General features: G+C 37.5%; 20 protein-coding genes and 1 other annotated feature. Of the genes, 6 read left to right on the top strand and 14 right to left on the bottom strand.

The features are described 5' to 3' along the window. Nucleotides 1-5 precede the first annotated feature (5 nt). The 8 genes from QM382_RS01885 to QM382_RS01850 all read right to left on the bottom strand — a co-directional run bounded on the left by QM382_RS01885 (nt 6) and on the right by QM382_RS01850 (nt 6051). Nucleotides 6-866, bottom strand: a complete 861-nt coding sequence (locus QM382_RS01885) for a methionyl aminopeptidase (RefSeq protein ID WP_247912417.1) — start codon at nt 864-866, stop codon at nt 6-8. A gap of 15 nt (nt 867-881) precedes the next feature. Beyond that, a complete protein-coding gene (gene spxR, locus QM382_RS01880) occupies nt 882-2159 on the bottom strand; it encodes a CBS-HotDog domain-containing transcription factor SpxR (protein ID WP_036757618.1) in 1278 nt (425 codons plus the stop codon). Further along, a complete protein-coding gene (locus tag QM382_RS01875; protein ID WP_414272246.1) occupies nt 2152-2703 on the bottom strand; it encodes a GNAT family N-acetyltransferase in 552 nt (183 codons plus the stop codon). Before QM382_RS01875 ends, spxR begins: the two co-directional genes overlap by 8 nt. 17 nt (nt 2704-2720) lie before the next feature. Further along, complete coding sequence (locus tag QM382_RS01870; protein ID WP_049496536.1) at nt 2721-3980, bottom strand: UDP-N-acetylglucosamine 1-carboxyvinyltransferase; 1260 nt, start codon at nt 3978-3980, stop codon at nt 2721-2723. 214 nt (nt 3981-4194) lie between these two features. Further along, nucleotides 4195-4488, bottom strand: coding sequence for a 50S ribosomal protein L27 (rpmA, locus tag QM382_RS01865; RefSeq protein WP_000916509.1), 294 nt, complete (start codon nt 4486-4488; stop codon nt 4195-4197). A 16-nt stretch (nt 4489-4504) separates the two neighbouring features. Further along, a complete protein-coding gene (locus QM382_RS01860; protein ID WP_000613699.1) occupies nt 4505-4849 on the bottom strand; it encodes a ribosomal-processing cysteine protease Prp in 345 nt (114 codons plus the stop codon). Nucleotides 4850-4864: 15 nt separating this feature from the next. Then, nucleotides 4865-5179, bottom strand: coding sequence for a 50S ribosomal protein L21 (gene rplU, locus QM382_RS01855; protein ID WP_000109141.1), 315 nt, complete (start codon nt 5177-5179; stop codon nt 4865-4867). A gap of 34 nt (nt 5180-5213) precedes the next feature. Beyond that, nucleotides 5214-5301: a sequence feature (ribosomal protein L21 leader region), on the bottom strand. 54 nt (nt 5302-5355) lie between these two features. Then, nucleotides 5356-6051 carry a YoaK family protein gene (locus QM382_RS01850; protein ID WP_225750247.1) on the bottom strand — a complete coding sequence of 232 codons (696 nt, stop codon included), beginning with the start codon at nt 6049-6051 and terminating at the stop codon, nt 5356-5358. Between the two features lie 146 nt (nt 6052-6197). Between QM382_RS01850 and QM382_RS01845 the strand changes: the two genes are divergently transcribed. Together QM382_RS01845 and QM382_RS01840 are read left to right on the top strand one after the other, a co-directional pair. Then, nucleotides 6198-7175 (top strand): Gfo/Idh/MocA family protein, encoded by a 978-nt coding sequence (locus QM382_RS01845; protein ID WP_303405940.1) that lies wholly within the window; start codon nt 6198-6200, stop codon nt 7173-7175. Then, nucleotides 7172-8254 (top strand): DEAD/DEAH box helicase, encoded by a 1083-nt coding sequence (locus tag QM382_RS01840; protein ID WP_414272245.1) that lies wholly within the window; start codon nt 7172-7174, stop codon nt 8252-8254. The genes QM382_RS01845 and QM382_RS01840 overlap by 4 nt, the downstream gene beginning before the upstream one ends. A gap of 179 nt (nt 8255-8433) precedes the next feature. On the opposite strand, the gene QM382_RS01835 is transcribed toward QM382_RS01840, so the two are convergent. After that, complete coding sequence (locus tag QM382_RS01835) at nt 8434-8811, bottom strand: DUF1934 domain-containing protein (RefSeq protein ID WP_414272244.1); 378 nt, start codon at nt 8809-8811, stop codon at nt 8434-8436. A 72-nt stretch (nt 8812-8883) separates the two neighbouring features. On the opposite strand from QM382_RS01835, the gene QM382_RS01830 reads away from it, so the two are divergent. Together QM382_RS01830 and yidA are read left to right on the top strand one after the other, a co-directional pair. Beyond that, entirely contained in the window at nt 8884-10188 is a 1305-nt protein-coding gene (locus QM382_RS01830; RefSeq protein ID WP_414272243.1) for an HD domain-containing protein, read from the top strand. A gap of 12 nt (nt 10189-10200) precedes the next feature. Beyond that, the gene (yidA, locus tag QM382_RS01825) at nt 10201-11007 is read left to right on the top strand and encodes a sugar-phosphatase (RefSeq protein ID WP_225750242.1); all 807 of its coding nucleotides are present in this window, start codon (nt 10201-10203) and stop codon (nt 11005-11007) included. A gap of 75 nt (nt 11008-11082) precedes the next feature. Here yidA and QM382_RS01820 read toward each other — a convergent pair whose 3' ends face one another. From QM382_RS01820 to QM382_RS01805, 4 genes are all read right to left on the bottom strand, one after another. Continuing rightward, nucleotides 11083-11412, bottom strand: coding sequence for a hypothetical protein (locus QM382_RS01820; protein ID WP_414272242.1), 330 nt, complete (start codon nt 11410-11412; stop codon nt 11083-11085). 193 nt (nt 11413-11605) lie between these two features. Further along, nucleotides 11606-12478, bottom strand: coding sequence for a hypothetical protein (locus QM382_RS01815; protein WP_414272241.1), 873 nt, complete (start codon nt 12476-12478; stop codon nt 11606-11608). A gap of 78 nt (nt 12479-12556) precedes the next feature. Next, a complete protein-coding gene (locus QM382_RS01810) occupies nt 12557-13228 on the bottom strand; it encodes a hypothetical protein (RefSeq protein WP_414272240.1) in 672 nt (223 codons plus the stop codon). A 91-nt stretch (nt 13229-13319) separates the two neighbouring features. Beyond that, the gene (locus QM382_RS01805; protein ID WP_414272239.1) at nt 13320-13988 is read right to left on the bottom strand and encodes a hypothetical protein; all 669 of its coding nucleotides are present in this window, start codon (nt 13986-13988) and stop codon (nt 13320-13322) included. Between the two features lie 346 nt (nt 13989-14334). On the opposite strand from QM382_RS01805, the gene QM382_RS01800 reads away from it, so the two are divergent. After that, nucleotides 14335-15015, top strand: coding sequence for a DUF4145 domain-containing protein (locus QM382_RS01800; RefSeq protein ID WP_414272238.1), 681 nt, complete (start codon nt 14335-14337; stop codon nt 15013-15015). On the opposite strand, the gene QM382_RS01795 is transcribed toward QM382_RS01800, so the two are convergent. Further along, nucleotides 14991-15203, bottom strand: a complete 213-nt coding sequence (locus tag QM382_RS01795) for a hypothetical protein (RefSeq protein ID WP_414272237.1) — start codon at nt 15201-15203, stop codon at nt 14991-14993. The genes QM382_RS01800 and QM382_RS01795 overlap by 25 nt on opposite strands. Nucleotides 15204-15268: 65 nt before the next feature. Between QM382_RS01795 and QM382_RS01790 the strand changes: the two genes are divergently transcribed. After that, nucleotides 15269-15799 (top strand): hypothetical protein, encoded by a 531-nt coding sequence (locus QM382_RS01790; RefSeq protein WP_414272236.1) that lies wholly within the window; start codon nt 15269-15271, stop codon nt 15797-15799. The last annotated feature ends 287 nt before the right edge of the window (nt 15800-16086 follow it).

Below are 16086 nucleotides of genomic sequence, written 5' to 3'. Positions count from 1 at the left end.
TTTTATTAATAAGTTCCCTCTTCACCTTGACTTGTCAAGATTACAGGTCCATCCTTGGTAATAACAAACTGGTGCTCATACTGACATGATAGACCACCGTCTATAGTTTTGTGAGCCCAACCTGTCTTCATATCTGTATCGATTTCCCAATCACCTGTATTAATCATAGGTTCGATTGTCAAAACCATACCTTCACGAAGTCGGAGACCACGACCAGCTACACCATAGTTAGGAACCATTGGCTCTTCATGCATGGTTGGTCCAACACCGTGTCCTACAAGATCTCGAACAACGCCGTATCCACGACTTTCAGCATATTCTTGAATCGCTGCACCAATATCACCAATTCGGTTACCAACAACAGCTTTTTCAATGCCGATGTACATAGCTTCCTTGGTAACGTCCATCAAGTTTTTAACTTCTTCTGATGGTTTGCCAACTGCGTATGCCCAACAAGAATCAGCTAAGCCACCCGTAAAGTTTTGAGTATATTTTTTCATCTGCTCAACGTTGTTAAAATTGAGTTTAGAAACATTGAGGTCAGACTTCGCGATTGGCCCACCAAGAACCATGTCAACCTTGAGAAGGTCACCCTCTTTGAGGATATAATGACGAGGGAAGGCGTGTGCTACTTCGTCATTGAGCGAACAGCAGGTTGCATATGGATAGTCCATCATTGCTCCATCAACACCAATCTGTAGTGGAAGAAAATTCTCTTCTTTACAACGACGGCGAACATACTCTTCTACTTCCCACATATCAACACCTGGCTTGATGATATCACGCAAGCCAATGTGAATGCTTGCAAGAAAATCACCGGCCTTATCCATAGCTTCAATTTCTCTAGCTGATTTTAATGTAATCATGTTTACTCCTAGATTCTAATTAATTTTTACAGTTACATTTGCTTTTGATACAATTTGATGATTAAGATAAATGTCATAATCAATAATAGCCGATCGTCTCGTATGATGAATAATTCTAGCTTGAATCCGTAGAACATCATCAATCTGAACAGCCTGTAAGAAGTAAATCAACATTTGTTCAATGATGAGGTTACGCCCGCTATTAACGACCAAGTCTTGCGTCATATGAGTCAAGATTTCTGAAAGAACACCATTAGCCAGAACACCATTTTTTTCTAACATAAAGGGTTCGACTGTAATAACAACTTCATCATGATGATAAGATAGCTTCTGTCCAATCTGTTCTGAAAAGGTTGGTAAAGTTGAGACCTGAGAACGACTCATTTTTTCCATAACATCACGTCTAGTAATGACACCAAGCAAGGTTTGATTGCTCCGTACAACAGGTACCATTTCAAAATCTTCAGCAATCATTCTCTGGCTCACGTTAGCAATATTCGTTGCTAAGCCTGTCATATAGACCGTTCTTGTCATAACCTTATCAATGGTAGTCCCTGGTGATTTATCTCCAGCATCACGCATGGTCACGACACCCACAACAACCTTGTGCTGATTGATAACAGGGAATCGACTACTTCTATTCTTACGAACTAAATCTAAATAATCTTTTACAGTATCCGTTTCTTGTAAAAAACCATATTCATGACAAGTACGATAGATTTTTTCAACAGTTAAAATATCCGTCTTTATTTGAACATTTGACAAAGCTCGGTTAATCATGGTTGCAATGGTAAATGTGTCATGTTTACTGCGTAACACTGGGATATTTTTCTTATTAGCGGCATCCAAAACATCTTTATGAACTTCAAATCCACCTGTTACCAAGACAGCATTTTCATTTTCAAGTGCCAATAATTGGATTCGTGTTCTGTCACCGACAATAAGTAGACCGCCATCATGAAGATAAGAAAGAATATTCTTTTCTGTCATGGCTCCAATGGAGAATTTACTGAATTCTCTCTCCAAACCTGCTTGGCCAGCTAAAACTTCTGAACCAGTGACTTCTGCTATTTCTGCAAAGGTTAATCTCTCAATGGCAACTTTTTTGGACTTGACACGGACAGTTCCACTTCGAGGACGTGTTTCAACCAATCCTCTATTTTCAGCTTCTTTGATAGCACGATAAGCTGTACCATCACTCACTCCCAGCCTATTTGAAATACTTCGAACACTGACCCGTTTTCCGACTGGTAATTCTTCTAAATAAGCTAAAATTTCTTGGTGTTTACTCATTTAGCTCTCCTTTTGTATAGCGAAATTCTAGATAATCCCGCATCTTACGAGTATATCGATCACTACCCTTGAAACGGCGATATAGAACGAAGCCTGATTTTTGTGCAACCTTTTGACTAGCACTATTCTCTAAATGCGTCACAATAGAAAGTTGTTTTAATTCAAACTGTTCCATAGACAAATCGCGTAATTTGGTAACTGCTTCAGTCATATATCCCTGAGACCAATAGTCTTTCCTTAAAAAATAGCCAATTTCTGCTTCTTTACGGATTTCATCCAGCTTTTCAAACTTGATGGCTCCAATCATCTTCTGTGCTTTCTTATCACAAATCGCCCAAATTCCCAAGGGTGATTTCATAAAGTAGTTAGCAAGAGCATATTGACTTTCCTCAATGCTGGCTTGCGTAGGAAAAATAAATTGGAGATTTTCAGGGTCTGATGCTAGGGCATGAAAGTCATCTACATCCGTAAAAAAGAATGGACGGAAATACAAACGTTCCGTCTCATAGAAAGAATACATTGCTAATTTCGTCCAGATATTCATTGTGTTCCTCAAAATGGCTAATCTTCGATTAGCTCAATATCTGCTCCAAGCTTACGTAATTTCTCAATAATATTTGAGTAGCCTCGTAGGATGAACTCGACACTAGTAATTTCTGTTCTACCTTCAGCCATTAATCCAGCAATAACCAAGGCTGCACCTGCACGTAAGTCAGTCGCTCTTACACTTGCACCGTGTAAAGAATTACCACCCTTATATATAATGTGATCATTAGTCGTTGTAATATCTGCGTTCATTTTAGCTAATTCAAAGACATGGTTCACACGTTTTTCATAAATGGTATCAATCAGTGTCCCTCGTCCTTCTGCTTTCAACAAAAGTGGTGTAATCGGTTGTTGAAGGTCTGTAGCAAATCCTGGATATGGAGCAGTCTTAATATTAACAGCTTTTAGATTTTTCTGCTCTTCAACAAAGATACTATCTTCAGAAACAGTCATATGAACACCCATTTCTTCAAGTTTCGCAATGAAACCTTCTAAATGTTCATAAAGTACATTGTTAATAAGAATTCCTTGTCCAACAGCAGCAGCTAAAGAAATATAAGTACCAGCTTCGATACGATCTGGAATAACTTGATGACGTGTGCCGTGTAGAGATTCAACACCATCGATAGTAATCATATCCGTACCTGCACCACGAATATGAGCTCCCATATTATTTAACAAAGTAGCTACATCAATAATTTCAGGCTCTCGAGCAGCATTTTCAATGACTGTACGTCCTTGAGCTTTTACTGCTGCAAGCATCGTATTAATAGTTGCTCCTACACTTACAGTATCCATATAAATACTAGCACCCTGTAACTTAGAACCATTAGTTGAGAGATTCATATTGTCTCCCTCATAGGTTGTCTTAGCACCCATAGCTTCAAAAGCTTTCAAGTGCAAGTCAATAGGACGAGGACCCAAGTCACATCCACCAGGCAAACCTACTGTTGCTTCACCAAAACGTCCAAGAAGACTACCGTAGAAATAATAGGATGCGCGAAGGCTGTTAATCTTACCGTATGGCATTGGTTTATTTTGAACACCACGAGGATCAATTTCTAGAACGTCATCATAGCGCTTAACACTCGCACCCATAATTTCCATAATATCAACCAAACTAGCGACATCGGAGATATCTGGAACACAATCCAAAATAACTACATCATCTGATAAAATAATAGCAGGAATCAGAGCAACTACACTATTCTTTGCTCCGCTAATGGTTATCTCACCCTTTAATGGACGTCCACCGTTAATGACTATTTTTTTCATTATTTTTTATATACTCTTTCACTATTTATTCATAAGGTCTCACCCTATATTATACCATATTTCCTTCTTATTATCTATCATAATAAATCAAATAAGCTCCTTAAGATTTTATTGATTTAAAACAGTTTCTCAAGTAAACTTTAAAAATAACTGATACTAATATTGTTCAAGAAAAAAAGGCTTTCCAAGATTTTTGGAAAGCCTTTTTTAATGCTTATTTAGCGATTGGGTAAACAGAAACTTGCTTCTTATCGCGACCTTTACGTTCGAAACGTACTACGCCTTCAACTTTAGCGAACAAAGTATCGTCTCCACCACGTCCAACGTTTACACCTGGATAGATGTGTGTACCACGTTGACGGTAAAGGATTGATCCACCAGTTACAGTTTGTCCGTCAGCTGCTTTAGCTCCAAGACGTTTAGCTTGTGAATCGCGTCCGTTTGATGTAGAACCTCCACCTTTTTTGTGGGCGAAAAGTTGCAAGTTGTTAAGAGTCATTTTTAACATAATGTTTTCCTCCGTGTTAGTTTTCTGTGATAACTCTGGTTTGGACGAACTCAGAAGAGTTCTCCGACAAGTTTGCCATACCTAAGAAAAATGATTCAAAGAATAATTGTGTCATTTCTCTCTGGTGAGAAGGAAGATCTTTTGGAATTTCAACCATCAGATAGCCACCTTCATCTTCGTTTAATTCTAAGATTGGTTCATAGCCTGCAAATTTTTCAATGGAATTGATAAAGTTAATGGCAAGCGTAGAAACCGATGCACACACGACATCTAGGCCGTATTCGCCACTCTCGGCGTGTCCAGTAATCTCCGCACTCCTCAGCTCGCCATCTTCGGCTCTCTCAAAGACTGCTTGTATCATGTGTTCTCCTTAAAATTAAGCGTTGATTGCGTTGATGACAACTTTAGTATATGGTTGACGGTGACCTTGTTTACGGTGGCTACCTTTTTTAGGTTTGTACTTGTAAGTAACAACTTTCTTTTGTTTTCCTTGTTTTTCAACAGTTCCAACAACAGTAGCTCCAGCAACAAGTGGAGTTCCGACAACAGTGTTTTCACCACCAACAAGAACAACTTCGTTAAAAGTAACTTCTTGACCAGCTTCAACGTTCAATTTTTCAACGTAAACTGCTTGACCAACTTCAACTTTAACTTGTTTTCCGCCAGTTTTGATAATTGCGTATGTGCTCATTATGCACCTCCTATGATTTTTTGGGTTTCCCCGAATTTTTGTGAAGACTCGCCTAGCATCGTGGGACGAACCACTTAAACTTGATGAATCAAGCAACGATGATCGTGCGGTTGCACAGGACTGTGCATAGTCAACTCTACAAGTATAGCATGATTCCAAATTTTTGACAAGTATTTTCACTCAAAATTCAGCCTTTTATCAGACTTTTTTTGCAAAGAAGATAAAACCATACTTAGATAAAAAATACTCATCATGACGGGGACACCTAAAATCGTTTTTTCGCTGAAGATAATCGTTAAGTAAGCTGAAAATACTACTCCTAGAACGAAACTAACAAGTAGGCTCACAAAAATCAATCCCTCCATTAAAAAGGCTGTATGCTTGGTCCGGACGTATTCACCAAAAGCTAACATGGTGCGTTTGATATTTCCCGTCATAAAGGCATTGTTATAGGCAATTCCAGAAACCTCTCCAAAAGCTGTTGTAACGAGACCCATACAAAAAGCCAAAGGCGGAACAATAAACATGTTATCAACACTCAATGGAATAAAGCCGATTATCAATGATAAAATAGCTAATGGAACAAGTGATAGAATGGGTTTTTTAACAATGCGAAGTTTTTCCTTGTAAATCGTCAACATAAAAACGCCTAACATGAAAGATAAAAGTGTCAATATCTTTATTTCAGCATCAGCCAAATTTCTCTGAACGATTCCGACTGATAGAAATACCACATTCCCCGTTTGCCCAGCAACTAAGGTATTTCCTCTTACAATAAACGTATAGGCATCGACATAACCTGCGCAAAAAGTCAAAAAAAGCGCCAATCTTTTTGAATGACGAGAAATTTTTCTCATAGGTAATAATCTCATACTAAACTCCTAAATTTACTGTAACTATTGTACCATTTTTTCTAGAAATTTCGAAGTATCAAAGCAAAAGAATTATCTCAAGGTAACGAGTTGGCTCTTTCTATGATATAATGAAATCAATCATTACTTGTGGAAAAGGAGTAACTATGCTAAAACTTGGTATCATAGGAACTAGTTCAATCAGCCATCATTTTCTAGAGGCTGCCCATACTAGCGGGGAATTTCAACTGGGTGCAGTCTATTCTAGAAAAATAGAAACCGCAGAAAAGTTTGTTGAACAGTATCAAGGCGTTAAGCTATTTGATCAGCTAAATGATTTCTTTTATGATTCATTCGATGTGGTATACATTGCTAGTCCGAATTCTCTGCATTTTAGTCAAGCAAAGATGGCTTTATCTGCTGGCAAACATGTTATCCTTGAAAAACCAGCTGTCACTCAACCACAAGAATGGCAGGAATTAGTTCAAACGGCTAAAGATAATAAATGTTTTATCTTTGAAGCAGCACGTAACTATCATGAAGATGCTTTTGCCACAATCAAAGACTTTCTTGCGAACAAACAAATTCTTGGTGCAGACTTTAACTTCGCTAAATATTCTTCTAAGATGCCTAACCTACTTGCTGGCGATACTCCTAACGTTTTTTCAGACCGTTTTGCTGGTGGTGCTCTTATGGATCTTGGTATTTATCCTATTTATGCAGCTGTTCGCTTATTTGGAAAACCGACTCATGCAACCTATCAAGCTCAGAAACTAGATAATAGCATTGATTTAAATGGGGATGGCATGCTCTACTATCCTGACTATCAAGTGCATATCAAAGCAGGAAAGAATATCACTTCTAATCTTCCTTGTGAGATTTATACTGCTGATGGAACCTTGACACTTAATACAATCGAGCATGTCCAATCAGCTATTTTTAAAGATCATCAATGTAATGAAACACATCTAGCTATCCAGCAGGCTCCTCACACCATGACTGAGGAAGTTGCTGCTTTTGCAAACATGATTAAACAACCAGAGCAAACTCTCTACCAATCTTGGATTGATGATGCGACACACGTCCACAACCTACTTTACACCATGCGCCAGAATGCTGGCATTAGATTTGAGGCAGAAAAATGAAAACCAAACTACCTACCGAATGGCAAGAATTGATTGATCAACTGGGATTCCAAGAATTTACTCCCATTCAAATTCAACTTTTTGAACCTATAACAGAAGGTAAAAACCTACTTGGAGTCAGTCCAACTGGTACAGGGAAGACTTTAGCCTATCTCCTACCTAGTCTTCTCAAACTGCAAAAGAAAAAAGCCCAACAATTATTGATTTTAGCACCAAATACTGAACTGGCTGGTCAGATTTTTGAAGTCACTAAAACCTGGGGTGAGGCCATCGGATTAACAGCTCAGCTATTTCTATCCGGTTCGAGCCAGAAACGCCAAATTGAACGACTTAAAAAAGGACCAGAAATTTTGATCGGAACTCCCGGTCGTATCTTCGAACTCATTAAATTGAAAAAAATCAAGATGATGAACGTGGAAACAATCATTCTTGATGAATTCGACCAGTTGCTAGATGATTCTCAAATCCACTTTGTAGAAAAGATTACCCACCACGCACCTCGTGACCATCAACTTATTTACATGAGTGCCACTACCAAATTTGACCAAGATAAGATTGCACCTAACACGCGCATCATTGATCTATCAGACCAAAAGTTAGACAATATTCAACACTTCTACATGCAAGTAGACCAACGTCACAGAGTAGATATGCTTCGTAAACTGGCACAGGTTGAAGATTTCCGTGGTCTTGTCTTCTTTAACAGCTTGTCTGACCTTGGAAGCGCCGAGGAAAAATTACAATATCGTGATGTTTTAGCAGTTTCGCTAGCTAGCGATGTCAACGTTAAATTTAGAAAAGTTATTCTAGAAAAATTCAAAGATAATCAACTGACACTACTTCTTGCGACAGACCTTCTCGCTCGTGGTATCGACATTGATAGCTTGGAATGCGTGATTAACTTTGACGTCCCTAGAGACACGGAAACTTACACTCACCGTGCGGGTCGTACAGGACGCATGGGTAAAGAAGGCTATGTCATCACTCTTGTCACCCATCCAGAAGAGCTTAAAAAACTGAAGAAATTTGCAAGTGTACGTGAAATCGTCTTGAAAAATCAGGAACTGTATATCAAATGAGAGTGGGACAGAAATCGGTAATTCGTTAGAATTCGATTTCGTCGTCCCACCTCCGCACAGTTGAGTAGGGCTGTAAAAGCTGATAAAATCAGCGTAGTAGAGCCTACTCAACCACTGCGTCTTGCTCGACACTCCAAAGACAATTGAGAGGCTAGGACTTTTGTCCCAGCCTCTTTTTCTTATCCCCAAGTAATTTCTAAACGGTAGTTGGCAAATGGAACACCTTCTTTGTTTTGTAGTTGGTAGGCTAGTTCAATCTTCTCTTCACCAACTTCATAGTGGCTTGTTTGAATGATAAACTCCTGCAGTCCCATAGGTGTCGGAATATAGGCTAAACTATCAGAATCCTTGAGAAAACGCATGATGGTCTTAGGATTTGAGAAACGTGTCATGACCAGTTCCTCACCATTAAATTTCAAAACTACTTTTTCTTGGTCTTCATTGTAAAAAAGGAGATAGGAAAAATCGCCCTTTTCCCGTAATTCAACATCATAAAGTTGGTCGATTACTTCCAATTGTTCATCGAACTTGATGGTATTTCTCATTCTAATCTTCACAACTATTCTTCTTTCTTTTCACTTATCCCTACTATTTTACCAAAAAGGCAAGGAATTTGCTATAATGGTCTTATGAATGAAAAAGTATTTCGTGACCCAGTTCACAACTATATCCACGTTAATAATCAAGTCATTTATGACCTGATAAATACCAAAGAATTTCAGCGGCTCCGTCGCATCAAACAGCTTGGGACATCTAGCTATACTTTCCATGGTGGAGAGCATAGTCGTTTTTCTCACTGTTTGGGTGTCTACGAAATTGCCCGTCAAATCACTGAGATTTTTGAGGAGAAATATCCTGAGGAATGGGATTCTAACGAGTCACTATTAACCATGACTGCGGCTCTTCTACATGATCTCGGACACGGTGCCTACTCTCATACTTTTGAAAATCTCTTTGACACCGACCATGAGGCAATTACCCAGGAAATTATCCAAAGCCCTGATACAGAGATTCATCAGGTCCTTTTGCAGGTTGCACCGGACTTTCCAAAAAAAGTAGCCAGCGTTATCGATCACACTTATCCAAACAAACAAGTGGTTCAGCTCATTTCTAGTCAGATTGATGCAGACCGTATGGACTATCTCCTTCGCGACTCCTACTTCACCGGTGCTTTTTATGGCCAGTTTGATCTGACACGTATTCTTCGTGTCATTCGTCCTGTTGAAAATGGCATTGCCTTTCAGCGTAATGGGATGCATGCGATCGAGGATTATGTACTCAGTCGTTACCAGATGTATATGCAGGTTTATTTCCACCCAGCCACACGCGCCATGGAAGTCCTTCTGCAAAATCTTCTCAAACGTGCTAAGGAGCTCTATCCTGAAAATAAGGACTTCTTTGCCCTTACATCCCCACATCTACTGCCATTTTTTGAGAAGAAGGTAACCTTATCTGACTATCTTGCACTTGACGACGGGGTTATGAATACTTATTTCCAACTCTGGATGACTAGTACAGACAAGATTCTAGCCGACCTTTCCCAACGTTTTATCAACCGTAAGGTCTTTAAATCTATTACTTTTTCTGAGGAAGATCAAGACCAGCTTGAAATCATGCGTAATTTAGTAGAAGAAATTGGTTTTGACCCCAACTATTACACAGCTATTCATAAGAATTTTGACCTTCCTTACGATATTTATCGACCAGAGTCTGAAAATCCTAGAACACAAATTGAGATTGTCCAAAAGAATGGCGAGCTGGCAGAACTTTCTAGCCTATCGCCTATCGTTCAGTCTCTCTCTGGCAGCCGTCATGGTGACAACCGCTTCTACTTCCCTAAAGAAATGCTTAAGCAAAACAGTATTTTCACAAATATCATTCAACAATTTTCAAAACTGATTGAGAATGATCATTTTACTCCAGACAAGAAATAACAGAGGAAATTTATGAGTATAAAACTAATCGCCGTCGATATTGATGGTACCCTAGTTAATAGTAAAAAAGAAATTACTCCAGAAGTTTTTGCAGCTATCCAAGATGCCAAAGCAGCTGGAGTCAAGGTTGTCATTGCAACAGGACGCCCCATCGCTGGTGTTGCCAAACTCCTTGACGACTTGCAGTTGAGAGATGAAGGTGATTATGTTGTGACCTTCAACGGTGCCCTTGTCCAAGAAACTGCTAATGGTCATGAGATTATCAGTGAATCCTTAACTTACGAGGACTATCTGGATATGGAATTTCTCAGCCGTAAACTTGGAGTCCATATGCATGCTATTACCAAGGACGGCATCTACACTGCCAATCGCAATATCGGAAAATACACCGTACACGAATCAACCCTCGTCAGTATGCCAATTTTTTACCGTACACCTGAAGAGATGGCTGATAAAGAAATCGTCAAATGTATGTTTATCGACGAACCAGAGATTCTCGATGCTGCTATTGAAAAGATTCCAGCAACATTTTACGAGCGATACTCTATCAACAAATCTGCTCCATTTTACCTAGAACTCCTTAAAAAGGATGTAGACAAGGGATCTGCTATCACTCACCTAGCTGAGAAACTTGGACTAAGTAAGGATGAAACCATGGCGATTGGGGATGAAGAAAATGACCGTGCCATGCTAGCAGTCGTTGGTAATCCCGTTGTTATGGAAAACGGAAACCCAGAACTCAAAAAAATCGCCAAATACATCACCAAAACAAATGACGAATCTGGTGTAGCCCATGCTATCCGTACTTGGGTCTTGTAAACTGAATAGAATATAATAAAAGCACCCCAGAAGTTAGATATAAAAAACTAATTCCTGGGGTGTTTTTATTACAGATTACTCTTCAGAGTTTTTTTTTATTTTTGGGATTTTTTTATTATCCAGTTTAGGAATGCCCTTGTTCTCAATCTTGGGAAGGTTCTTTAGTTCATCGACAGTAGGCACCTTCTGGTATACCTTAGCAGGCCTATAGAGTAAAGCAAACGATAAGAACAAGGCAATAATGCTCCCAACAGTTGCTATGTTTCGTTTACTCGCTTCTGTCGAAGGGACCCTAACTCCGCTTGTACTAAGGTCCTTCCATTCAGGAAGCTCTGCTTCAATCGCTTTTTTCTCTTCCCAAAGTGGAACGAGTAAAAAATGGTTAAATGGCACAACTGTAGCCATGGCTGTCGCGCCTAGCGGGATAAATCTATTGAGATTTATGATGAGCAAGATACTTAGGATAGAAAATAATACGGATAGAACTATTACTAAGACTAAGCGAATTTTATATTCTTTTTTTAGTTACAAATATTCTTCTTGGGTCATTTAAAAAAATTCATCTTTCTCTTATATTTTGAACAGTTGAACGCAACTTTTAGTATAAAACTTTGATAAACTCCACAACTTGACGATTCTCAATCTTTACATAATATCCACCGCTATTATTGACAAGTTTATCCCCTTCATATTTATCAATCTTTACAGCATAAATACCGCTTGGAAGGGGTTGATTGTTAAAAAATTCTTTCATTTGCGATTCAAGGTCTTCAAGATAAGCATCATATAACTGATCCTTCTTGTCTTCTGGAGTGTAGTATCGAAATTGAAATTCTGGTATAAAAATATCTTTTTGGAAAAGATATTGAGCATCCATAGGATGCATCCCTTGTAATGCTTGTCCTTTTCTTTGATTTTCCTCTAAGATTTCATCATAAAGGTGGATATTACCAGATTTACTATTAAATTGAAAATCAATCCCTTCGTACTTCAAAGCAGTCATTTTAGGATCTGTTATTGAAGTATCCAAATTTTTTAAAAATTCGCTGGTACCTGGACTAATCTCAATTCCTAGATAGGCTAATTCTGGAAAAGCCTGATAAATTTTTTTGTTTTGTTCATAATCTACTTCTGCATCCGTTTTTTTATACTTTTTATTTTCCGAAGGACGAGTATAGTATTCAAAACGAGAATTAGCTTGATAGGTTTTACCATCTATATTTTCAGTGTAAGTACCATGGATTACAAATCCTCCTACACTTGTATAGTTTTTTTCGTATTTTTCTAACTCAAACTGACCTTTAAGACCGTAGTTCTCATAAGAGCGATGTACAGCTTGCTCAAGTTCATTCCGACTTGCTTGGGCAAATAGACCCCACATATCCAGCATTGCAAAAATAGGACTAAGGATTATGAATATTGCAAATAGTATAACCATGGATAAGCATCCAATTAATAAGCCTTTTTTCATGTTTCTATCCCTAACTAGCATTTGTATTGCTTACCTTTCAACCCGACGATTGCTCTTTTCGATTTCGTTCATAAACTATCATCCCTTTTGTTTAAATATTGTTAAATCCAACTGAACTGTCTTATCTTTCGAATTCATCTGAATTGTAATACCATAGATTGTTCCACTAGAGTAATCTAATATTATTCGACAGGTCGTATCCTCTGGCATATCGTACTTATTTTTAAGATATTTATAGAGGTCAGAATGATTTTCTGGTTCATAGATAATATCGCTCAATTCAGTTTCAGCACTCTTAAAGGTTTCTTTTATATTCAAGGAAGCGAAATAATCTCTTTGTACTACCAAATTAAGAATTTCTTCATCATATAAAGGAGTTACCTCCGACCCATAATTTAACTTCCCATTAGAGTAAGTAACTGGAACTGTTTCTTTATTATCCCCAATTTTTATTGTATAGTCACCCTTAATGTCAGATTGGCTAGTATCTAATAATACTTTATAATCCTTTACTACGTTTCCACTCTCTATATAAATACTATTTTTGTAAAGCTTTAATCCATTAAACTCCTTCTTGTCTTGCTCTAAAAATTTAAATATAGGTTCAAACGTTTTTTCAAATTCGTACTGTTCTTTTGTTCTGTTTTTGGGAATGGTTTCACCACCCAAACTACATCCATTCAGTGCAAAAAGTGTCAAAAACATCAGCATTACACTGACAACCCAAAATAAGTATTTATGATTTTTCATATTCTCTCCCTAGTTAACATTTATATTGTATTTTCAATAGCTTTACCTTTCAATCCATCGATTACTCTTTTCGATTCCGTTCATAAAAACCTCATTCTTTTGCAAAAATAACGTTACTTATTTGTACAATCTTCTGATTCGATTCTAGTTGTATAGTAGATCTATATATAGTTGAGCCGGAATGATTTATTACTACTATACATGTCGTTTCTTCTGGTAAATCATATTTACTTTTCAGATGTTTATAGAGGTCAGAGTTTTGTTCTGGCTGGTATACAATCTCACGAAGTTCTGTCTCTGCGCTCTTAAAAGTTTCTTTTACACCCAATGAAGTAAAATAATCTCTTTTAACAACTAAATTGAAAATTTCCTCATCAAATAAAGGATTTATCTCAGACTCATAATTTAACTTGCCATTAGAATATGTAACAGGAACAGTTTCTTTATTCTCCCCATGTGTTATTGTGTAATCACCTTTAATGTCAGCTTGATTAATATCTAAGTCCACTTCGTATTTTCTGACTCCATCTTCAGTTTTTATATAGACTCTACTAATGTATATCTTTAGTCCCGTAAAGTCCTTCTTGTCTTGTTCTAAAAATTTAAATATGGGTTCAAACGTTTTTTCGAATTCGTACTGTTCTTTTGTCCTATTTTTGGGGATTGTTTCACCACCCAAACTACATCCATTTAGTGCATAAAGTGTCAAAAACATTAGCATTACACTAACAACCCAAAATAAGTATTTATGATTTTTCATCTCTTTCTCCTAAACATTCTATACCTATTATAACATAAAAAAGAGAGCGGTTTCGTTCTCCCTATATGTTCATGGTCTCTTAAGAGTTAAAAAATAAAAAAACACTGAAACTTCAGTGTTCTTTATGTTTCTTTACCCTTCTTAAACGCACCTCGCGGATAAAACCACCTTGTCTTCTAATAACTGGTAAAACATCTTAAGATATCTGCAACATCTTTTCCAACGAACCAAGGTTTATCGTTGATTGTCATCGTACGGACTTCCTGTCCGTGAAAATTAAATATTTCGTAAATAGCATTCCTTTCTAAATTTGGTATAATAAAATAAAAATGATTGGAGAAATTTTATGGATTCCAATAAACTATTCTGCTTATTTTGCGGCTATTCTGTTCCAAATCACTACGATACTTTTCGAGAAGATGAGCACTACTTTTTGATTCGTCGTCCATATTTTGCTAGCAAAGAAAATTTGTGTGACAAAATAACAATACAAACAATGAATTGTCCAAACTGTCATAAAGTTTCAATCGACATCGTGGGCGTAGGAAGTCAATTCCCAAACCGCATTATGCACTTCAATCCAATTTCTCTCGCTAAAGCCTATCCAGATTACATTCCGCAAACAATCAGAAGTGATTATGAAGAAGCTCACGCTATCTTAAATCTCAGCCCCAAAGCCTCTGCAACCCTCTCTAGACGTTGTTTACAAGGAATGATTAGGGATTTTTGGGGGATTTCGAAAGCAAGATTAGTAGATGAGATAGACGCTTTAAAAGATCTTGTTGACCCAAGTACTAAAAAAGTACTTGATGCCCTACGAAAGCTTGGGAATATTGGAGCTCATCCAGAAAAAGATATAAATCTTATTGTGGATATTGAACCGCATGAGGCACACAAGTTGCTGAAATTTATAGAATTACTTATGCAAAAATGGTATATTGAACGTCATGACAACGAGCAATTACTACAAGATATTTTAGATTTGGACAAAGATAAACAAGATCAACGCAAGCCTAAAAATTCCTGATAATGTGGAGAACAAGGAGCTAATTCGAATATTAGATAGCCGTCCATGTTATAATACTGTTCTACAACCCTAATGTCATCCGTCTCGGTTCCTTCGCCTCTCAAAATTGAAAGGTGGATAACTTTTTCAAACCTCACTTCATCAGGTCTACCACGTCTATCGTGGTATTTTTCTTTTTGCTCTGGCATCTTTCCTCTCTTCTATATTTCTCTCTCCTTTTTGCTATAATAAAAGCAGAAAGGAGGTGAATTTCATGTCGCCAATTACTAATGAAAACGTCCAAATCTGGACACTCTATATCACAGTGATTATTGCTATAATTGGTTTTATATTAAATACCATTTCACTCTGGCAAACGAAGAAAGCAACCGAGGATATGGCAAAGCCTTATATTAATGTCTACGTGGATGCCTATGCAGTTAAAAATCAACAACGTGCCTATGTTTTTAAAAACTTTGGCAAAACTCCAGCATATATCGATAATATTCAAATAGATGGAGAATTGGATTCATTGAACTCAATACACCGCTTTGGCTCACTCATCGGAAATATGATTGCTCCAGGACAAAAATTTACATCATCAATACAAGAAGGTTATAAAGGTCAAATCACACTGACAATTACCTACTCTGATAGAAGGAAAAACAAATATACAGATAAGTTTGTACTTGATGCTACCGTGGCATCTGCAATGCTCTACACAGTAAACGAGAGCAATAATAGCGACTCTCCTGCAACAGCTATCAGACAATCGACCATGGCTCTATTACGCGATCTACGATAGCACCATCTCCGAATGATTTTACAGTTCAAACATCACGTAAGAATTTAATTTTTATCTCAACAGTTTCATCGTCAAGTGAGTTGGCGATGATTTTATTTTTTTCATCGATTGCTTCGTTCAAGTCTTTGCAAATTAGTGAATAAGAGACTTTAACATTTGCATTTGCCTTTTTTCCTACCCTCCTATTGCTTTTAAGCCATTGCCAATTGCTTCCTTAGCTGCATCTGTTACAGATTGAATATTTAATTCCTTTATTTTAAAGTCATTCATAAAGCATCCAATGGCTA

It is taken from the genome of Streptococcus infantis, assembly GCF_047465185.1.
GTDB classification, from domain to species: domain Bacteria; phylum Bacillota; class Bacilli; order Lactobacillales; family Streptococcaceae; genus Streptococcus; species Streptococcus infantis_O.
Note: the sequence above shows the minus strand (reverse complement) of the source record. Positions and strands in the feature narration are given on the sequence as shown.